At 60.1% G+C, this 19,794-nt stretch carries 16 protein-coding genes; 6 read left to right on the forward strand and 10 right to left on the reverse strand.

Annotated elements, in window-relative coordinates:
• Positions 1–110: 110 nt before the first annotated feature.
• The 5 genes from HF257_RS25725 to murJ form a co-directional block, all read right to left on the reverse strand.
• Positions 111–548 carry an FKBP-type peptidyl-prolyl cis-trans isomerase gene (locus tag HF257_RS25725; RefSeq protein WP_185708448.1) on the reverse strand — a complete coding sequence of 146 codons (438 nt, stop codon included), beginning with the start codon at positions 546–548 and terminating at the stop codon, positions 111–113.
• 7 nt (positions 549–555) lie between these two features.
• Positions 556–1,065, reverse strand: coding sequence for a signal peptidase II (gene lspA, locus HF257_RS25730; RefSeq protein WP_185708288.1), 510 nt, complete (start codon positions 1,063–1,065; stop codon positions 556–558).
• Positions 1,058–3,889 carry an isoleucine--tRNA ligase gene (gene ileS, locus HF257_RS25735; protein ID WP_185708287.1) on the reverse strand — a complete coding sequence of 944 codons (2,832 nt, stop codon included), beginning with the start codon at positions 3,887–3,889 and terminating at the stop codon, positions 1,058–1,060. Before ileS ends, lspA begins: the two co-directional genes overlap by 8 nt.
• A 14-nt stretch (positions 3,890–3,903) precedes the next feature.
• A complete protein-coding gene (gene ribF, locus HF257_RS25740) occupies positions 3,904–4,842 on the reverse strand; it encodes a bifunctional riboflavin kinase/FAD synthetase (RefSeq protein WP_185708286.1) in 939 nt (312 codons plus the stop codon).
• A gap of 119 nt (positions 4,843–4,961) precedes the next feature.
• Entirely contained in the window at positions 4,962–6,500 is a 1,539-nt protein-coding gene (gene murJ / locus HF257_RS25745; RefSeq protein ID WP_185708285.1) for a murein biosynthesis integral membrane protein MurJ, read from the reverse strand.
• Positions 6,501–6,754: 254 nt separating this feature from the next.
• On the opposite strand from murJ, the gene rpsT reads away from it, so the two are divergent.
• The gene (gene rpsT / locus HF257_RS25750; protein ID WP_016976313.1) at positions 6,755–7,033 is read left to right on the forward strand and encodes a 30S ribosomal protein S20; all 279 of its coding nucleotides are present in this window, start codon (positions 6,755–6,757) and stop codon (positions 7,031–7,033) included.
• 255 nt (positions 7,034–7,288) lie between these two features.
• Here rpsT and HF257_RS25755 read toward each other — a convergent pair whose 3' ends face one another.
• Positions 7,289–7,774 carry an FKBP-type peptidyl-prolyl cis-trans isomerase gene (locus tag HF257_RS25755; protein WP_003188398.1) on the reverse strand — a complete coding sequence of 162 codons (486 nt, stop codon included), beginning with the start codon at positions 7,772–7,774 and terminating at the stop codon, positions 7,289–7,291.
• On the opposite strand from HF257_RS25755, the gene HF257_RS25760 reads away from it, so the two are divergent.
• From HF257_RS25760 to HF257_RS25770, 3 genes are all read left to right on the forward strand, one after another.
• Positions 7,773–8,063 (forward strand): DUF3565 domain-containing protein, encoded by a 291-nt coding sequence (locus HF257_RS25760; protein WP_185708447.1) that lies wholly within the window; start codon positions 7,773–7,775, stop codon positions 8,061–8,063. The two genes, HF257_RS25755 and HF257_RS25760, sit on opposite strands and share 2 nt — an antisense overlap.
• A 79-nt stretch (positions 8,064–8,142) precedes the next feature.
• Positions 8,143–10,242, forward strand: a complete 2,100-nt coding sequence (gene pta / locus HF257_RS25765; RefSeq protein ID WP_185708284.1) for a phosphate acetyltransferase — start codon at positions 8,143–8,145, stop codon at positions 10,240–10,242.
• Positions 10,243–11,142, forward strand: coding sequence for an acyltransferase (locus HF257_RS25770; protein ID WP_185708283.1), 900 nt, complete (start codon positions 10,243–10,245; stop codon positions 11,140–11,142).
• 178 nt (positions 11,143–11,320) lie between these two features.
• On the opposite strand, the gene cysN is transcribed toward HF257_RS25770, so the two are convergent.
• The 3 genes from cysN to HF257_RS25785 form a co-directional block, all read right to left on the reverse strand.
• Positions 11,321–13,219 (reverse strand): sulfate adenylyltransferase subunit CysN, encoded by a 1,899-nt coding sequence (gene cysN, locus HF257_RS25775; RefSeq protein ID WP_185708282.1) that lies wholly within the window; start codon positions 13,217–13,219, stop codon positions 11,321–11,323.
• Positions 13,220–13,228: 9 nt separating this feature from the next.
• On the reverse strand, positions 13,229–14,146 hold the full coding sequence (gene cysD, locus HF257_RS25780) for a sulfate adenylyltransferase subunit CysD (protein ID WP_124529841.1): 918 nt from the start codon (positions 14,144–14,146) through the stop codon (positions 13,229–13,231).
• Positions 14,147–14,417: 271 nt separating this feature from the next.
• Entirely contained in the window at positions 14,418–15,176 is a 759-nt protein-coding gene (locus HF257_RS25785; RefSeq protein ID WP_185708281.1) for a Nif3-like dinuclear metal center hexameric protein, read from the reverse strand.
• 102 nt (positions 15,177–15,278) lie between these two features.
• On the opposite strand from HF257_RS25785, the gene algW reads away from it, so the two are divergent.
• The gene (algW, locus tag HF257_RS25790; protein WP_185708280.1) at positions 15,279–16,433 is read left to right on the forward strand and encodes a Do family serine endopeptidase AlgW; all 1,155 of its coding nucleotides are present in this window, start codon (positions 15,279–15,281) and stop codon (positions 16,431–16,433) included.
• 111 nt (positions 16,434–16,544) lie between these two features.
• The gene (locus HF257_RS25795; RefSeq protein ID WP_185708279.1) at positions 16,545–18,638 is read left to right on the forward strand and encodes a TonB-dependent siderophore receptor; all 2,094 of its coding nucleotides are present in this window, start codon (positions 16,545–16,547) and stop codon (positions 18,636–18,638) included.
• Positions 18,639–18,760: 122 nt separating this feature from the next.
• On the opposite strand, the gene hemH is transcribed toward HF257_RS25795, so the two are convergent.
• Positions 18,761–19,783 (reverse strand): ferrochelatase, encoded by a 1,023-nt coding sequence (hemH, locus tag HF257_RS25800; protein WP_185708278.1) that lies wholly within the window; start codon positions 19,781–19,783, stop codon positions 18,761–18,763.
• Positions 19,784–19,794 lie beyond the last annotated feature (11 nt).

Consider the following 19,794-nt stretch of genomic DNA (forward strand, 5'->3'; position numbering starts at 1 on the left):
AGGTGGGAGCGGGCTTGCTCGCGAATGCGGTGAGTCAGTAAATAAATCTATCGACTGACACTCAGCATTCGCGAGCAAGCCCGCTCCCACATTTTTAACCGCGTTGTTAATCAGAGCGCTTTAACGTCGATGATTTCAACGTCAAAGGTCAAGGTTTTACCGGCCAACGGGTGATTGAAGTCGATGGTCACTTGCGCGTCATCGAAGGTTTTCACCACGCCAGGCAATTCGGTGTTCGCCGCATCATTGAAGATCACCAGCAAGCCTTCCGACAGGTCCATACCTTCGAACTGCGAACGCGGGATGATCTGCACGTTTTGCGGGTTAGGCTGGCCAAAAGCGTTTTCCGGCAGGATTTGCAGGGTGCGCTTGTCGCCGGCCTTGAAACCGAACAGGGCCGCTTCGAAACCCGGCAGCAAGTTACCGTCGCCGACCTTGAAGGTGGCCGGGGCTTTGTCGAACGTGCTGTCGACCGTGTCGCCGTTTTCCAGGCGCAGTGCGAAATGCAAAGTGACTTCCGTGTTCTGGCCGATGCGTTGCTCAGCCAATACCTGATCAGTCATTGACGGTCTCTCCAGTTTTCTTGCTTTTGAACATATCCAACGCCAGCATGATTGCACCGACGGTGATAGCGCTGTCGGCAAAGTTGAACGCCGGGAAGTACCAGCGGTTCTGCCAATGCACCAGAATAAAGTCGATCACATGGCCCAATGCAATGCGGTCGTAGAGGTTGCCCAGCGCGCCACCCAACACCAAGGCCAAGGCAATCGCCAGCCAGGTGTCATCGCGGTCCAGGCGTTTAAGCCACACCACCAATACCGCACTGACCACTACGGCGATCAGGGCGAACAACCAACGCTGCCAGCCGGAGCTGTCAGCCAGGAAGCTGAACGCAGCGCCGGTGTTGTAGGCCAGGGTCCAGCTGAAGTAGTCGGGAATGACCACAATCTGCTGGTACATCTGCAAGGCGCCCTCGAAATGAACCTTGCTGACCTGGTCGATGACCAGGACCAGCACGCTCAGTACGAGCCAGCCCAGACGTCCGAAACGACTGGCTTTAGGCATAGTGGCGAACCTCACCAGCACCGCTGATGTTGTCGACACAACGACCGCAGATTTCTGGATGCTCAGGGTTCACGCCGACATCTTCACGGCAGTGCCAGCAACGGGCGCACTTGGCAAAGGCCGACTTGACCACTTTGAGCTTGAGGCCCGGTACTTCGGTGGCCACGGCGTCTGCCGGTGCCTGGGCAAAAGGAGCCAGGCTGGCGGTTGACGTGATCAACACAAAGCGCAGTTCGTTGCTCAGCTTGGCCAGGTCGGCGGTCAGGCCTTCCTCGGCAAACAGGGTGACTTCGGCTTGCAGGTTGCCACCGACGGCCTTGGCCGCACGCTGAACTTCCAGCTCCTTGTTCACCGCAACCTTGACGGCCATCACGCCTTCCCAGTACTCGCGACCCAGTTCGAAGTCGGCCGGCAGTTCGGTCAAGCCTTCGTACCAGGTGTTGAGCATCACGGACTCGTTACGCTCGCCCGGCAGGTATTCCCACAGCTCGTCGGCAGTGAAGGCCAGGATCGGCGCGATCCAGCGCACCAGTGCTTCGGAGATGTGGAACAGCGCGGTCTGCGCCGAGCGGCGTGCCTTGCTGTTGGCGCCGGTGGTGTACTGGCGGTCCTTGATGATGTCGAGGTAGAAGCCGCCCAGCTCCTGCACGCAGAAGTTGTGGATCTTCGAGTAGACGTTCCAGAAGCGGTATTCGCCGTAGTTTTCCTGCAACTCGCGTTGCAGCAACAGGGTACGGTCCACGGCCCAACGGTCCAGGGCGAGCATGTCCTCGGCCGGCAGGATGTCGGTGGCCGGGTTGAAACCGGTCAGGTTCGACAGCAGGAAGCGTGCGGTATTGCGGATGCGACGGTAGGCATCGGCGCTGCGGGCCAGGATCTGGTCCGACACAGCGATCTCGCCCGAGTAGTCGGTCGACGCAACCCACAGACGCATGATGTCGGCGCCCAAGGTGTCGTTGATCTTTTTCGGCTCGATCACGTTTTTCAGCGACTTGGACATCTTGCGGCCCGTCTCGTCGACGGTGAAGCCGTGGGTCAGCAGTTCGCGGTACGGCGCGTGGTTGTCGATAGCGCAACCGGTCAGCAAGGACGAGTGGAACCAGCCACGGTGCTGGTCCGAACCTTCCAGGTACAGGTCGGCACGCGGGCCGGTCTCGTGGCCCATCGGGTGCGAGCCACGCAGGACGTGCCAGTGGGTGGTACCCGAGTCGAACCATACGTCAAGGGTGTCGCTGATCTTGTCGTACTGCGGTGCTTCATCGCCCAGCAGTTCGGCAGCGTCCAGCTTGAACCAGGCTTCGATGCCTTCCTGCTCGACGCGTTGGGCCACTTCTTCCATCAGTTCGACGGTACGTGGGTGCAGCTCGCCGCTTTCCTTGTTCAGGAAGAACGGGATCGGCACGCCCCAGTTACGCTGACGGGAGATGCACCAGTCTGGACGGTTGGCGATCATCGAGTGCAGGCGCGCCTGGCCCCAGGCCGGGACGAACTTGGTGTCTTCGATGGCTTTGAGCGAACGCACGCGCAGCGTGTCGCCGCTGGTTGGCTCTTTGTCCATGCCGATGAACCACTGCGCAGTGGCGCGGTAGATCAGCGGGGTCTTGTGGCGCCAGCAGTGCATGTAGCTGTGCTGGATGGTGGCGGTTTGCATCAGCGCACCGACTTCACGCAGCTTTTCGATGATCGGCTGGTCGGCCTTGAAGACGAACTGGCCGCCGAAAAACTCCAGCGAAGAGGCATAAACGCCGTTGCTTTGCACCGGGTTGATGATGTCGTCGTTGACCAGGCCGTACTTCTTGCAGATCACAAAGTCGTCTACGCCGTAGGCAGGCGAGCAGTGAACGATACCGGTACCTGAACCCAGCTCAACGTAGTCAGCCAGATACACCGGCGACAGGCGGTCATAGAACGGGTGACGGAAGTTGATCAGTTCCAGCGCGGTACCGGTGGTGGTAGCGATGACCGAACCTTGCAGCTCGTAACGCGCCAGGCAAGCCTCGACCATTTCCTCGGCCAGCACCAGCAGGCGATCACCGACGTCCACCAGGGCGTAGGTGAACTCCGGGTGCACGTTCAGCGCCTGGTTGGCGGGGATGGTCCACGGGGTGGTGGTCCAGATCACGATGGCAGCGGGTTTGGCCAGCGACGCCAGGCCAAAAGCCTCGGCCAGCTTGGCGTCGTCGGCAATCGGGAAAGCCACGTCGATGGTCGACGATTCTTTGTTTTCGTACTCGACTTCCGCTTCGGCCAGGGCCGAACCGCAGTTGAAGCACCAGTTCACGGGCTTGAGGCCCTTGAACACAAAACCGCCCTTGACGATTTCGGCCAAGGCACGGATTTCACCGGCCTCGTTCGTGAAGTTCATGGTCTTGTACGGGTTGTCCCATTCGCCCAACACGCCTAGGCGGATGAATTCGGACTTCTGGCCTTCGATCTGCTCGGTGGCGTAGGCACGGCACAGTTCGCGGGTTTTATCCGCGTCCAGGTTTTTGCCGTAAGTCACTTCGACTTTGTGTTCGATCGGCAGGCCGTGGCAGTCCCAACCCGGGACATACGGCGCGTCGAAACCCGACAGGGTTTTCGAGCGCAGAATCATGTCCTTGAGAATCTTGTTCAGCGCATGACCGATGTGAATCGTGCCGTTGGCATAAGGAGGGCCGTCGTGCAGGACGAATTTCGGACGATCCTTGCCAATTTCGCGCAACTTTCCGTACAGGCCAATACTGTCCCAGCGCTGCAGGATCTGCGGTTCGCGCTGTGGCAGGCCGGCCTTCATTGGGAAGGCGGTGTCCGGAAGGTTTAGCGTGGCTTTATAGTCGGTCATTTAAGGCTCTTCGGTTAGCGATGGGCGCTAGGTGCGGCTAGTGCACGGGCGGCGGCGACATCCGCATTGATCGCCGTTTTCAACGCCTCAAGGGAGGCGAAACGCTGCTCTTCACGCAGCTTTTGGTGGAAAACCACCGTCAAACGCCGGTCATACAGATCACCGGCAAAATCCAAAAGGTGAACTTCCAGGTGGGCCTTGCCATCACCTGCAACCGTGGGCCTGACGCCTATGTTGGCGACTCCCGGCCACGATTGGCCGTCGATATCGACGCTGACCAGGTAAACCCCGGTCAGCGGCACACGACGGCGCTTGAGTTGCACGTTGGCGGTTGGCGTGCCCAATTGGCGCGCCAGCTTCTGGCCGTGCAGTACCCGACCGGCGATGCGGAACGGGCGACCGAGCAAACGCTCGGCCAAGGCGAAGTCGGCAGCGGCCAGGGCGTTACGCACCTGGGTGCTGCTCACACGCAGGCCGTCCAGTTCGACGGTTTGCGCGGCTTCGACGGTAAAACCCTGGCTGACGCCGGCGTGTTGCAGGAAATCGAAATCCCCAACGCGGTCGCAACCAAAACGGAAGTCGTCGCCGACTTCCAAATGCTGCACGCCCAGGCCATCCACCAGGATACGGTCGACGAACTCGGCGGCACTGAGGCTTTGCAGGCGCTGGTTGAAGGCCAGGCAGAGGACGCGGTCCACACCTTCTTCGGCCAACAGTTGCAGTTTGTCCCGCAGGCGGGCCAGGCGCGCCGGCGCCGTCTCGGGAGTAAAGTATTCCCGCGGCTGTGGCTCAAAAATCACCACGCAGCTGGGCACGCCCAACTCGACCGCGCGCTCGCGCAGCCGGGCCAGGATAGCCTGGTGGCCACGGTGAACACCGTCAAAGTTGCCAATAGTGGCGACGCAGCCCCGATGCTGGGGGCGCAGGTTGTGGAGACCTCGAACCAGCTGCATAACGCGCTTCTTGCTCATAAAGTGGTCGATTATAACCACACCCGGCCCCGGACGACAGGCAACAGGACGGGCCAAATGGATCGAATCGATAAAACAACCGTTTTATCGCGGCAAACGCTCTAACTGATCGACTTGCGATTGAAATCCCGCAGGCGGAAACCCTGCAACAGCAACATCCCGAAGTACACCACCACGCCCGCCACGACCAATACCCCCAAACGCATGAAGCGCTCCAGCATATGGCCTTGGTCCCAGGCCGGCATAAAGTGCATCAGCCCCAGCAATACCGCCGACATTGCCGCCACCGCCACCAGCAACTTGAGCGCAAACATGCCCCAGCCCGGTTGCGGTTGGAACATCTGCTGCTTGCGTAGTTGATAAAACAGCAGGCCCGCGTTGATGCACGCCCCCGCACTGATCGCCAGCGCCAGGCCGGCATGGGCCAACGGGCCGATAAACACCAGGTTGAGCAGTTGCGTGACCACCAGCGTGAAGACCGCAATCTTCACCGGCGTACGAATGTTCTGCTGCGCATAGAAGCCCGGGGCCAGCACCTTGATCACGATGATACCGAGCAGGCCAACCGAGTAGGCGACCAACGCATGCTGGGTCATCAGCGCGTCATGCGCGTCAAACTGGCCGTATTGGAACAGTGAAACCGTTAGCGGCTCGGCCAGAATCCCCAGAGCCAGAGAGCACGGCAGCACCAGCACAAAGCACAGGCGCAGGCCCCAATCGAGAATTCGCGAGTATTCCTGGCGGTCCTTGCTGGCGTAGGTACGCGCCAGAGTAGGGAGCAAGATCGTCCCCAACGCCACGCCCAGCACGCCGGACGGCAACTCCATCAGGCGGTCGGCGTAGTACATCCACGACACGGAGCCCGAGACCAGGAGCGAAGCAAACGCCGTGTTGATGATCAGGGAGATCTGACTGACCGACACGCCGAGGATCGCCGGCAACATATTGCGCATCACGCGCCATACGCCGGTGTCCTTGAGGTTAAGACGCGGCAACACGAGCATGCCGATTTTTTTCAGGTGCGGCAGCTGGTAGAGCAATTGCGCCAAGCCACCGGCCAGCACGGCCCAGCCAAGCGCCATGACCGGCGGATCGAAATAAGGTGTCAGGAACAGCGCGAAAATAATCATGCTGACGTTAAGCAGGGTCGGCACGAAGGCAGGCACCGAGAAACGGTTCCACGTATTGAGGATCGCCCCGGCCAAGGATGACAGCGAGATCAGCAATATATAAGGAAAGGTCACGCGCAGCAGGTCGGTGGTCAGCGCGAACTTTTCCGGGGTGTTGGCAAAACCGGGGGCCGTGGCCCAGATCACCCAGGGGGCGGCGAGCATGCCAAGAATGGTCACCAGCATCAGCACCAGGGTCAGCAGGCCCGAGACATAGGCAATAAAGGTGCGCGTCGCCTCCTCGCCCTGCTGGGTCTTGTATTCGGCCAGAATCGGCACGAAGGCCTGGGAAAAGGCGCCCTCGGCGAAGATCCGCCGCAGCAGATTGGGCAATTTAAAGGCAATAAAGAACGCATCCGTGGCCATGCTAGCGCCAAAAATACGCGCCAGCAGGGTGTCACGCACAAACCCCAAAACCCGGGAGATCATCGTGATAGAGCTGACGGCGGCCAACGATTTGAGGAGGTTCATTGAAAGAGTTTGCGCCTATTAGATAAACAGCAGGCGAACAACGCGCCTACTTATGCGATACTGCGCGCCTGCAACAGCACAGAGCCAAAGCTCGCGAGTTTACAGGTCAAGCGCCGGAAATAAATCACCCGCCTCTTCAGATCGACCACTCAGCAGTTCGCATCAGCCGCTCTTGACAACCCGTCAAGTCATCGGCATGATTCGCGGCCTATTTTGTTTGCTATTTCCTAAAAAGTCTTTCGAGGAGCTCGACGGTGGCCAACACACCTTCCGCCAAAAAACGTGCAAAACAGGCTGAGAAGCGTCGCAGCCACAACGCCAGCCTGCGTTCCATGGTTCGTACCTACATCAAGAATGTAGTTAAAGCCATCGACACCAAAGACGCTGAAAAAGCTCAAGCTGCTTACGTTCTGGCTGTGCCTGTTATCGACCGTATGGCCGATAAAGGCATCATCCACAAGAACAAGGCTGCTCGTCATAAGAGCCGTCTGAATGGCCACATCAAGGCTCTGAGCGTCGCTGCTGCAGCCTAAGTGGTAACAACTGAATCGCAACCCAGGTTGCGTAACAGTTAAAAAATGCCCCGTACCGAAAGGTCCGGGGCATTTTTGTTTGTGTGGGAGCGGGCTTGCTCGCGAATGCGTTGGGTCAGTAAAAGATCTAGCGACTGACACTCCGCTTTCGCGAGCAAGCCCGCTCCCACATTTGCACCGCGTACATTCCTTGGGCACAAAAAAACGCCCCGAACCAGTCGGGGCGTTTTTGCTACCAGCTGATCAACGCATCAATCAGTGGTGGTGACCGCCTTCACCGTGGACGTGGCCGTGAGCCACTTCTTCCTGGGAAGCATCGCGGATCGCAACGATCTTCACTTGGAAGTTCAGGCGCTGGCCTGCCAGAGGGTGGTTGCCGTCGACGGTAACGTCGTCGCCGTCCAGATCACGGATGGTCACGATCTGCATTTGGCCGTCCGGTGCGGAAGCGTGGAACTGCATGCCCACTTCCAGCTCGTCAACGCCTTCGAACATGCTGCGGCTCAGGGTGCTGACCAGCTCAGCCGAGTATTCGCCGTAGGCATCTTCAGGTTCTACGGCAACAGTCAGTTCATCACCGACGTTCTTGCCTTCCAGAGCCTTCTCCAGGCCTGGGATGATGTTACCTGCGCCTTGCAGGTAGACCAGCGGCGCGCCGCCGGCGGAGCTGTCGATGACCTCACCAGCGTCGTTGGTCAGGGTATAGTCGATGGAGACAGCCTTGTTAGCGGCGATCGTCATGGGGCGAGACCTTTTGCATAAGAATGAAGAACGGACAAGTCTAAACAAGGATTTGCCCGAAAGCGAACAGAACCCGGACGGACGGGACCGATCAACGGCATCCTTCATCATTGGGTTCCACCAGGACGACGACCAGCACTGGGTTGCCGAGCTTTCCTGCGGCCACACCCAGCACCTGCGCCACCAGCCTCCATGGCAATCCCGCGCCTGGGTGCTCGACCCCGCGCAGCGCCTGGAAAAAATAGGCCAGCCCTTTGCCTGCGGCTGGTGTGCGCAAGCACTCGAATAACGATAACCTTGGCGCCTGATTCCCGGTAGACGCTCAGTCATAGAGCGCCACCGAAGCCATGCACCTCCAGAGAATTCGCATGCAGACTTTTTTTATCGCACCCACCGATTTTGGTGTGGGTCTGACCTCCATCAGCCTTGGGCTGGTGCGCACCCTTGAACGCGCCGGGCTGAAAGTCGGCTTCTTCAAACCGATTGCCCAACCGCACCCCGGCGACACCGGCCCCGAGCGCTCCACCGAACTGGTGGCGCGCACTCACGGACTCAAGCCGCCACAGCCGCTAGGCCTGGCCCACGTAGAGCGCATGCTCGGCGACGGCCAGCTCGATGAGTTGCTGGAAGAAATCATCACGCTGTATCAACAGGCAGCTGTAGGCAAGGACGTGCTGATCGTTGAAGGCATGGTGCCGACGCGCAATGCCAGCTATGCCGCACGGGTCAACCTGCACCTGGCCAAGAGCCTGGATGCGGAAGTGATCCTGGTCTCGGCCCCGGAAAACGAAGTGCTCACTGAGCTTTCCGGTCGCGTGGAATTGCAGGCCCAGCTGTTTGGCGGTCCGAAAGACCCAAAAGTGCTGGGCGTAATCCTCAACAAGGTGCGCACCGAAGAAAGCATGGAAGCCTTTTCCGCGCGCCTGAAAGAACATTCGCCATTGCTGCGCAGTGGCGACTTCCGCCTGCTCGGCTGCATTCCCTACCAGCCAGAACTCAACGCCCCGCGCACCCGTGACGTCGCCGACCTGATGGGCGCGCAGATCCTCAACGCCGGCGACTACGAAACCCGGCGCATGACCAAGATCATCATCTGCGCCCGTACCATGCGTAACACCGTGGAGCTGCTAAAGCCCGGCGTGCTGGTGGTAACCCCAGGCGATCGTGACGACATTATCCTCGCCGTCAGCCTGGCCGCGATCAACGGCGTGCCACTGGCCGGCCTGTTGCTGACCAGCGACACCCTGCCCGACCCACGCATCATGGATTTGTGCCGAGGCGCGTTCCAAGCGGGGCTGCCTGTGTTGTCGGTGAGCACTGGCTCCTACGACACGGCCAACCAACTCAACAGCCTGAACAAAGAAATCCCCATCGATGACCGCGAGCGCGCGGAGATCATCACCGATTTCGTCGCCAGCCACCTCGACGCACGCTGGCTGCACCAACGCTGCGGCACGCCACGGGAGATGCGCCTGTCGCCGGCGGTGTTCCGCTACCAGTTGATCCAGCGCGCCCAGGCCGCCAACAAACGCATCGTATTGCCAGAAGGCAGTGAGCCGCTGACCGTGCAAGCGGCCGCCATCTGCCAGGCCCGTGGGATTGCCCGCTGCGTATTACTGGCCAAGCCGGCGGATGTGGAAGCCGTCGCACGTGCTCAGGGCATCGAATTGCCCGACGGCCTGGAGATTCTCGACCCAGACCTGATTCGCCAGCGCTATGTCGAACCGATGGTCGCCCTGCGCAAGAGCAAGAGCCTCAACGCGCCAATGGCCGAACAACAACTGGAAGACACCGTGGTGATCGCCACCATGATGCTCGCCCTGGATGAAGTGGACGGGCTGGTGTCCGGTGTCATCCACTCCACTGCCAACACCATCCGCCCCGCCCTGCAGCTTATTAAAACGGCGCCGGGCTGCACCCTGGTGTCGTCGGTGTTCTTCATGTTGTTCCCCGAGCAGGTGCTGGTGTACGGCGACTGCGTGATGAACCCGCACCCAAGTGCGGCAGAACTGGCGGAGATTGCCCTGCAAAGCGCCGACTCGGCGGCAGCGTTCGGCATTACGCCGCGCGTGGCGATGATCAGCTATTCCAGCGGCGACTCGGCCAGCGGTGAGGAAGTGGAGAAAGTCCGCGAAGCCACCCTGCTTGCCCACGAACAGCAAAGCTCACTGCTGATTGACGGCCCGCTGCAATACGACGCCGCCGCCAACGAAACCGTGGCCCGGCAACTGGCGCCCAACAGTCAAGTCGCCGGCAAGGCTACCGTGTTCGTGTTCCCCGACCTGAATACTGGCAATACCACGCACAAGGCCGTGCAACGCAGCGCCGACTGCGTGAGCCTGGGACCAATGCTCCAGGGCCTACGCAAGCCGGTCAACGACCTGCCGCGCGGCGCCCAGGTAGACGACATCGTGTACACCATCGCGCTCACCGCGATCCAAGCCGCCAACCGACCTATGGATATCTAAATGCTGGATTTTCTACCTGCCGCCGTGCGCGGGGTGATCGCGTCGTTGCTGTTGGCGTTGAACACGATCCTGCTGTGCTCGTTCCTGTTTATCGTGGCGCTGTTCAAGGCGCTGCCGTTTGCCAAGCGCTTCAGCGAGTGGCTGATGAACCACACGCATGAGGCGTGGGTCACCAACAACAAGGGCTGGATGAACCTGGTGCGTCGCACGCGCTGGCACATCACCGGCCTGGAGGGGCTGGATTATCAGCACTCGTACCTAGTGACCAGTAACCACCAGAGTTGGGTCGACATCATGGTGCTGCAATACGTGCTCAACCGCCGGATTCGCCCGCTCAAGTTCTTCCTCAAGCAGGAGCTGATCTGGGTACCGGTGATCGGCCTGGCGTGGTGGGCTTTGGGTTTTCCGTTCATGAAGCGCTACACCAAGGCCTATCTGGAAAAACACCCGGAGAAGAAAGGCAAAGACCTGGAAACCACTCGCAAGACCTGTGCGAAGTTCCGCGACAACCCGGTGGGCATTTTCAACTTTGCCGAGGGCACGCGGTTTACCCCAGGCAAACATGCGCAGCAGAAGTCGCCATTTCGCTACCTGCTTAAACCTAAGGCGGGCGGGATTGCGTTTGTGCTGGATGCCATGGGTGAGCAGTTGAAGTCATTGGTCAATGTGACCATTCACTACCCTGCAGGACGCCCGGGTTACTGGGATTTGCTGTGCGGGAATGTGAAGGACGTTGTCGTGCAGTTTGAAGAGGTGCAAATCCCGGCCGAGTTCATTGGCAAGAATTATGAGCAGGATGGGGAGTATCGGACGGCGTTCCAGGGTTGGATCAATAAGCTGTGGGAAGATAAAGACCAGTTGCTGGATAGGCTGCACACCGAATTCCCAGGCAAACAGTGATCAAAATGTGGGAGCGGGCTTGCTCGCGAAAGCGGTGGTTCAGCCAACACATTCGGCGACTGACACGCCGCCTTCGCGAGCAAGCCCGCTCCCACATTTGACCGAGTTGTCTTCAACACACTGCACAAAAAAGCCCGCCACCGAGTGATCGATGGCGGGCTTTTTATGATCGCGAGGTTTAGATCGCGCCGCGCTGACGCAACAGCTCCAGCACGTGCTTGACGCTCTCTTCCAGTGACAATGCCTGGGTGTCGATCACCAGATCGGCATTCAACGGCACGTCGTACGGGAAGGACTCGCCAGGGATGTTATCCCCACCCGCCGCGTACAGGCCTTGCGGGTCACGCTCGGCGCACACCAACGGCGACGCTTGCACGTAGACGGTCAACAGGCGGTCGCCACCGATCAGCGCCTTGGCCTGTTCACGGCCTTCGGCATCTGGAGCAACAAACGCCGCCAGGGTCAGCAGGCCCGCTTCGTTGAATTGGCGCGCCACGTGAGCGGCACGGCGCCAGTTCTCGGTGCGGCCGGCCCGGTCCTGCGGCAACCCTTTGTTCAGGTCGTGACGCAGGTTCTGGCCATCCAGTACAAACACCGCACGGCCCATGTCGAACAGCTTGCGCTCAACCGCGTAGGCCAAGGTGCTCTTGCCCGCGCCCGACAGGCCGCTGAACAACACGGTGGCCGGCTGCTGGCCGAAGCGCTGGGCACGTTCTTCGGTGGCCACGTGGGCCAACTTGCCGTGCTGCGCCGAGCTGCCGTGGGTAACCGGCGGCGCAATGATCATGCCCGCTGCCACGGTGCCGTTGGTCAACCGGTCGATGACAATGAACGCGCCAGTGGTGCGGTTGCTGTCGTAACCATCCAAGGCGATAGCGGCATCAAGGCTGACCTTGACCCGGCCAATCTCGTTCAACTGCAAGGAGCTCGCCGGGCCTTCGGCCAGGGTGTTCACGTCCACACGGTGCACGATGCTGGTGATGGAACCCGGCACGTAGCTGGTGGCGCGCTTGATGTCGTATTTCTTGCCCGGCAGCATGGGTTCTTCAGCCATCCACACCAGCATGGCGTCGAAGGCGTCAGTCACTTGCGGCACGTTGTCGGCATGTACCAGCAGGTCGCCACGGGAGATGTCGATCTCGTCTTCCATGGTCAAGGTCACGGCCTGGCCTGGGCCTGCGTGCTCCAGTTCACCTTCGAAGGTGACGATGGATTTGACGCGGCTGCTCTTGCCCGACGGCAGCACCACGACTTCGTCGCCCTTGTGCACGATGCCGCTGGCCAGGGTGCCGGCGAAACCACGGAAGTTCAGGTTTGGACGGTTGACGTACTGCACCGGGAAACGCAGGTCGGTGTAGTTGCGGTCGTTGGCGATCTCGACGGTTTCGAGGATCTCCATCAGCGACTGGCCGGTGTACCAAGGCGAACGCTCGCTCTTGTTCACCACGTTGTCGCCCTTGAGCGCCGACATCGGCACAAAGGCCATGGTGCTCGGCTTGAACGCGATGCCTTCGGCAAACTTCAGGTAATCGGCCTTGATCGACTCGAAGACGCTTTGGTCAAAGCCATTGATGTCCATCTTGTTGACGGCAATCACGATGTGCTTGATGCCCAGCAACGAGGCGATGTAGCTGTGGCGACGGGTCTGGGTCTGCACGCCGTAGCGGGCGTCGATCAGGATGATCGCCAGGTCACAGGTGGACGCACCGGTGGCCATGTTGCGGGTGTACTGCTCATGGCCGGGGGTGTCGGCGATGATGAATTTGCGCTTGGCGGTGGAGAAGTAGCGGTAGGCAACATCGATGGTGATGCCCTGCTCACGCTCTGCCTGCAGGCCGTCGACCAGCAAGGCCAAGTCGATGTCGTCACCGGTGGTGCCGACTTTCTTCGAATCGCGGGTGATGGCTTCCAGGTGATCTTCGTAGATCATCTTGGAGTCGTGCAGCAGGCGCCCGATCAGGGTGCTCTTGCCGTCGTCGACGTTGCCGCAGGTCAGGAAGCGCAACATTTCTTTGCGCTCATGCTGGCCCAGGTAGGCGAGGATGTCCTCGCTGATCAAATCAGATACGTGCGACATGACAACCCCTTAGAAATAACCCTGACGTTTTTTGTCTTCCATCGAGCCTGCACCATCGTGGTCGATGACACGGCCCTGGCGCTCGGAAGTTCGCGTGAGGAGCATTTCTTGAATGATGTCCGTGAGCGTCTCGGCTTCGGACTCCACCGCGCCCGTCAACGGGTAGCAGCCAAGGGTACGGAAACGTACTTTCTTTTTGACGATTCGAGCTTTGTCTTCGTCGGACAAGTGCTCAAGAATGCGGTCGTCGTCGATCATGATCAACGTGCCGTTCTTCTCGATCACTTCACGTTCGGCGGCGAAGTACAGCGGAACGATCGGGATGCCTTCCAGGTAGATGTACTGCCAGATGTCCAGCTCGGTCCAGTTGGACAGCGGGAACACGCGGATCGACTCACCCTTGTTGACGTTGCCGTTGTAGACGTTCCACAGCTCCGGGCGCTGATTCTTTGGGTCCCAGCGGTGCTTGCTGTCGCGGAACGAGTACACGCGCTCTTTGGCGCGGGACTTCTCTTCATCGCGACGGGCACCGCCGAACGCTGCGTCGAAACCATGTTTGTCCAGGGCCTGCTTGAGGCCTTCGGTCTTCATGATGTCGGTGTGCTTGGCGCTACCGTGGGTGAACGGGTTGATACCCTGCGCCACGCCGTCCGGGTTGACGTGGGTAATCAGGTCCAGGCCAAGCTCTTCGACCATCTTGTCGCGGAACTTGTACATTTCCTGGAATTTCCACTGGGTGTCGACATGCATCACCGGGAACGGCAGCTTGCCCGGGAAGAAGGCCTTGCGTGCCAGGTGCAACATCACGGCGGAGTCTTTACCGATCGAGTAGAGCATCACCGGGTTGTCGAACTCGGCGGCGACCTCGCGGATGATGTGGATGCTTTCCGCCTCCAGCTGTTTCAGATGCGTCAGTTTGTCGACCATGGTTACTCACGGAAAAACGATCTTATGGACGGCCTGCGGGCCGTGTTCGAGCGGGGCATGCTAGCACAGCACCTTCTTCTATTCAGGGAGCGGGCTAGATCGAAACGGTATATGAATATGCCCTGATGTTTGGGCCGAACTCGGTCAACTGTGGGAGCGGGCTTGCTCGCGAATGCGGTGGTTCAGTCAAAACATCTGTGACTGATACTCCGCCTTCGCGAGCAAGCCCGCTCCCACACAAGCCCTTCCCACATGAGTTTTGTGGTGGGGCTTAGATCGGGTTCGGACAGTCGATGAACAGGTGTTCCAGGGCAAAGCGCCGCGCCAGGTAGTCCCCCAGCGCCTGCACGCCATAACGCTCGGTCGCGTGATGGCCGGCGGCAATAAAGCTGATGTCGTTTTCGCGGGCGCTGTGGAAGGTCTGCTCGGACGCTTCGCCGCTCAGGAATAGGTCGACGCCGGCCGCGATCCCGTGGTCGATGTAGCCTTGGCCACCCCCGGTGCACCAGCCGACGCGACGGATCATCTCGCTGCCTTCGATCAGCAGCGGCTCGCGGCCCATGACCTCCTGAACGCGGCGGGCAAAGTCACGCGGCGACAACGGTTCGGCGAGTGAGCCGATCAGGCCGACGATCTTGGGGTTGCTCGGATCCAACGGGCCTTCGACGGTAATGTCCAACTGACGTGCGAGCTGCACGTTGTTGCCAACCTCGGGGTGCAGGTCCAACGGCAGGTGGTAAGCCAGCAGACTGATGTCGTGCTTGAGCAGCGTCTTGAGGCGACGCTGCTTCATGCCGGTGATGCAAGGGTTTTCGCCTTTCCAGAAATAGCCGTGGTGCACCAGCACCAGATCGGCCTGGGCTTCGACCGCCGCATCCAACAGGGCTTGGCTGGCGGTCACGCCGCTGACGATGCGCATCACCTGCGGACGCCCCTCCACTTGCAGGCCATTGGGGCAGTAATCGGCTATTTTGGCACTGCCGAGGTAGCGGTCCGCTTCCTCGACGAGGGTGGTAAGGGCAACGGCCATAAAAGACTCCTAAATATCCCGTTCGAAGGCGCTCGCAGCCTCGTATAATGCGCGACATTATGGGCGCTCTCCCGCCCCCTGCAACCTGTCAGGACTTACTTGATGCTCAAGGCGCTGCGTTTTTTTGGATGGCCATTGTTGGCTGGCGTGCTGATCGCGATGTTGATCATTCAGCGATACCCTGAGCTGGTGGGTCTACCCAGCCTGGATGTGAACCTGCAACAGGCCCCGCAAACCAACTCGGTGGTGCAAGGTCCAGTCACCTATGCCGACGCGGTAGTCATCGCCGCCCCTGCCGTGGTCAACCTGTACACCACCAAGGTCATCAACAAACCGGCGCATCCGCTGTTTGAAGACCCGCAGTTCCGCCGCTATTTCGGAGACAATGGGCCCAAGCAGCGCCGCATGGAATCCAGCCTGGGTTCCGGGGTGATCATGAGCCCCGAGGGTTATATCCTCACCAACAACCACGTAACCACCGGTGCCGACCAGATTGTGGTGGCCCTGCGTGACGGTCGCGAAACCCTGGCGCGCGTAGTCGGCAGCGACCCGGAAACCGACCTCGCGGTGCTCAAGATCGATTTGAAAAGCCTGCCGTCGATCACCATCGGCCGCTCCGAAGGGCTGCGCGTGGGTGATGTGGCACTGGCCATCGGCAACCCGTTCGGCGTTGGCCAAACTGTCACCATGGGCATCATCAGTGCCACCGGGCGTAACCAGCTCGGCCTGAACAGCTACGAAGACTTCATCCAGACTGACGCAGCGATCAACCCGGGCAACTCCGGCGGGGCGTTGGTGGATGCCAATGGCAACCTGACCGGGATCAACACCGCCATTTTCTCCAAGTCCGGCGGCTCCCAGGGCATCGGCTTTGCGATCCCGGTGAAGCTGGCGATGGAAGTGATGAAGTCCATCATCGAGCACGGCCAGGTCATTCGTGGCTGGCTGGGGATTGAAGTGCAGCCGCTGACCAAGGATCTGGCGGAATCATTCGGCCTGACCGGACGCCCAGGCATCGTGGTGGCCGGGATCTTCCGTGATGGCCCGGCGCAGAAAGCCGGCCTGCAACTGGGCGACGTAATCCTGAGCATCGACGGTGAGCCGGCCGGCGATGGCCGCAAGTCGATGAACCAGGTGGCGCGGATCAAGCCCACCGACAAGGTGGCGATCCAGGTAATGCGCAATGGTAAAGAGATCAAGCTGATGGCGGAGATAGGCCTGCGTCCACCGCCTGCCCCGGTAAAAGAAGAGGAATAAGCGCCTCGTTCAGGTACCCGTTCGCGGGTACCTGTAAGGCCATGTTTCAAAGCAATTCATTCTCATTGGTCATGTTATATTGTTTCAATATCGCTATTGGAACGCTCTATCATGCCGTCTCGAAAAATCGCCCCCTTGGCTGGCCTGGCCTTGGGCTTGTTGCTCGACCCCGCCTTCGCCGAAGAAAACACCGTAGAGCTGGACGCTATCAGCGTCACCACCGACGCTTACGAATCCGCCACAGGACCGGTCAAGGGCTACCGCGCCACCCGTTCCGCCAGCGCGACCAAGACTGACACCGCCCTGCGCGACATCCCACAATCCATCAGCGTAATTCCCGCCACTGTCCTCACGGACCTGGGCAGCACCAACGTGGAACGCGCCCTGGAATTTGCCGGCGGCGTGTCCAAGCAAAACAATTTCGGCGGCCTCACCTTATACGAATACAGCGTGCGGGGCTTCACAACGTCGGAGTTCTATCAGGACGGCTTTAGCGCCAATCGCGGTTACCCGAGCACTCCGGACGCCGCCAATATCGAGCGCATCGAAGTGCTCAAGGGCCCCGCCGCGAGCCTGTATGGCCGTGGTGACCCTGGCGGCACCGTAAACATCGTCACCAAAAAGCCCCAGCCGGAGGCTTTCACCACCTTGCAAACCAGCGCCGGCAGTTGGGATCGTTACCGCACCGCGCTGGATATCAACACCCCGCTGGACAGTGAGGGTACCGTGCTCTCGCGGGTCAACCTGGCGGTGGAAGACAACCACAGCTTCCGCGACCACGTGCAGAGCAAGCGGGTGTTTGTCGCGCCTTCGTTCAGTTGGCAATTGGACCCGGACACCAGTCTGCTGGTGGAGAGCGAATTCGTGCGCCACCGCTCAACCTTTGACCGTGGCATCGTCGACGCCCCCGGCGTTTCGCGCTCAACCTTCCTCGGAGAGCCCAACGATGGCGACATCAGCAACCACAACAATCGCATCCAGGCCGCGCTTGAGCACCACCTTGATGACGCCTGGAAACTGCGCCTTGCCAGCCATTACAAACAAGGCAGCCTGTGGGGCGACGCCTCGGAAAACCGTGCGTTGAATGCCGATGGGCATACCCTCAACCGACGCTATCGCGAACGCTCCACCGGTTGGCATGACAGCATTACCCAGCTTGAGCTGCGGGGAATGTTCGACATCGGCAGCTGGCAGCATGAACTGCTGATCGGCACCGAATACGAGGACTACCGCAAGAAGGAACGTGTGACCGCTATCGCTGGCAGCCCCTACGCTATCGATATCTACAACCCGGTCTACGGTCAGCCCAAACCCAACGGCACGCGCTCCGGCACCGATTTCTTCGAACAGACCAAAAGCCACGCCCTGAACCTGCAAGACCAGATCATCTTCACCGACCGCCTGCGCGGCATGCTCGGCGCACGCTTTGAGCATTTCGACCAACGCATCGAAGACTTCAACGGCGCGCCCAAGAGCCATCAGACCCACGACGCCCTCACCCATCGCGCCGGCCTGCTGTATCAACTGACGCCGCAAGTGGGGGTATTCGCTAACGCGTCCACCTCGTTCAAGCCCAATAGCGGCCTGGATGCCAACAGCAAATCCTTCAAGCCGGAAGAAGGCGTGGGTTATGAAGTGGGGCTCAAGACCGAGCTGTTCGACGACCGCCTCAGCGCCACCGTCGCCGCGTTCCATATCGAAAAGGAAAATGTGCTCACCCTGGACCCGGCCACCAACCTCAACCGCGCCATGGGCAAGGCGCGTAGCCAGGGTGTTGACCTGCAACTGACCGGGCAAGTAACCGATGCCGTACGGGTGATCGGCGCCTTTGCCTACATCGACGCCGAGGTCACCAAAGGCGACAAAGCCATTCCCGCCGGCAGCCGGATTCTCGGCGTGGCCAAGCGCAGCGGCAGTCTGTTGGGGGTGTATGAGTTCCAGGATGGCGCGTTGCGAGGGTCAGACCTGGGGGCGGCGTTTACGTATGTGGGGGATCGCTCGGGGGAAGCGGGCACGCGCTTCGAGTTGCCGGCCTATCACACGGTGGATTTGCTGGCGCATTACAAGGCGACAGACAACGTTACCGTAGGACTGAACCTCAATAACCTGTTCGATGAAAAGTATTACGAGCGGTCCTACAGCAGCTATTGGGTCAACCCTGGTGAACCTCGCAATCTCACCGTCAGCCTGACCCTCAACCTGTAACACGGTAAAAAAATGTGGGAGCGGGCTTGCTCGCGAATGCGATGGATCAGTCAGACATTCAGTGACTGACACTGCGCATTCGCGAGCAAGCCCGCTTCCACATTGGTCCGCGCCAGACTTGGCTACAGCTTCGTGTCTGCCCGCTCACACAAAGTATTCAGCGCCGCTGCCCACTGCGGATCATCATTCAGGCACGGCACCAGCACCAACTCCTCGCCTCCCGCCTCGCGGAACTGTTCCAGCCCACGATCCCCGATCTCTTCCAGTGTCTCGATGCAATCGGCCACAAACGCCGGGCACATCACCAGCAGCTTTTTCACACCTTGCTGGGCCAGGGTTTCCAAGCGCGCTTCAGTATACGGTTCGATCCACTTTGCCCGGCCCAAGCGTGATTGGAACGCCACCGACCACTTGTCCTCCGGCAGGCCCATGCGCGCCGCAAAGTCCCGCGCCACGCTGAAGCATTGCCCGCGATAACAGGTGGCGCGCACCTCAGGCGATGCGTTCACGCAGCAATCAGTCGCACCGTCGAAGGTATGCCCCGGGTTGAGCTTTTGCAGGTGCCGTTCCGGCAACCCGTGGAAGCTGAACAGCAGGTGATCATAGTCCTGCTGCAGGTGCGGCTTGGCACTGGCTACCAGAGCGTCGAGGTATTCGGGCTGGTCGTAGAACGGTTGCAGAATGGCAAATTGCAGATCGAGTTTTTTGTCGCGCACCACACGTCGTGCTTCTTCGACCACGGTGGTCACGGTGCTGTCGGCAAACTGCGGATACAACGGCGCCAGGGTGACCTTGCGAATGCCTTGGGTGGCGAGACGGGTCAGCACGTTTTCAATGGACGGCTCGCCGTAGCGCATCGCCAATTCCACTGGGCCGTGGGTCCACTGCGCGGTCATCTGCTGTTGCAGGCGACGGCTGAGCACCACCAGCGGCGAACCTTCGTCCCACCAGATCGACGCGTAGGCGTGGGCCGACTGCTCGGGACGCTTGATCAGGATCAGCGACACCAACAAGCGTCGCACCGGCCAAGGCAGGTCGATCACATAAGGGTCCATCAGAAACTGATTGAGGTAGCTGCGCACATCCGCCACCGAAGTGGACTTGGGCGAGCCCAGGTTGACCAGTAACAACGCGTGATCCGTCATGCAACATCCTA

It is taken from the genome of Pseudomonas cremoris, from assembly GCF_014230465.1.

Excerpts from the sequence above, each read along its gene's own strand:
- lspA (WP_185708288.1), bottom strand. The coding sequence starts at position 1,065 with ATGCCTAAAGCCAGTCGTTTCGGACGTCTGGGCTGGCTCGTACTGAGC.
- HF257_RS25795 (WP_185708279.1), top strand. The coding sequence starts at position 16,545 with ATGCCGTCTCGAAAAATCGCCCCCTTGGCTGGCCTGGCCTTGGGCTTG.
- pta (WP_185708284.1), top strand. The coding sequence starts at position 8,143 with ATGCAGACTTTTTTTATCGCACCCACCGATTTTGGTGTGGGTCTGACC.
- ribF (WP_185708286.1), bottom strand. The coding sequence starts at position 4,842 with ATGCAGCTGGTTCGAGGTCTCCACAACCTGCGCCCCCAGCATCGGGGC.
- hemH (WP_185708278.1), bottom strand. The coding sequence starts at position 19,783 with ATGACGGATCACGCGTTGTTACTGGTCAACCTGGGCTCGCCCAAGTCC.
- HF257_RS25785 (WP_185708281.1), bottom strand. The coding sequence starts at position 15,176 with ATGGCCGTTGCCCTTACCACCCTCGTCGAGGAAGCGGACCGCTACCTC.
- ileS (WP_185708287.1), bottom strand. The coding sequence starts at position 3,889 with ATGACCGACTATAAAGCCACGCTAAACCTTCCGGACACCGCCTTCCCA.
- murJ (WP_185708285.1), bottom strand. The coding sequence starts at position 6,500 with ATGAACCTCCTCAAATCGTTGGCCGCCGTCAGCTCTATCACGATGATC.
- algW (WP_185708280.1), top strand. The coding sequence starts at position 15,279 with ATGCTCAAGGCGCTGCGTTTTTTTGGATGGCCATTGTTGGCTGGCGTG.
- HF257_RS25760 (WP_185708447.1), top strand. The coding sequence starts at position 7,773 with ATGGGGCGAGACCTTTTGCATAAGAATGAAGAACGGACAAGTCTAAAC.
- HF257_RS25755 (WP_003188398.1), bottom strand. The coding sequence starts at position 7,774 with ATGACGATCGCCGCTAACAAGGCTGTCTCCATCGACTATACCCTGACC.
- HF257_RS25770 (WP_185708283.1), top strand. The coding sequence starts at position 10,243 with ATGCTGGATTTTCTACCTGCCGCCGTGCGCGGGGTGATCGCGTCGTTG.
- cysN (WP_185708282.1), bottom strand. The coding sequence starts at position 13,219 with ATGTCGCACGTATCTGATTTGATCAGCGAGGACATCCTCGCCTACCTG.
- cysD (WP_124529841.1), bottom strand. The coding sequence starts at position 14,146 with ATGGTCGACAAACTGACGCATCTGAAACAGCTGGAGGCGGAAAGCATC.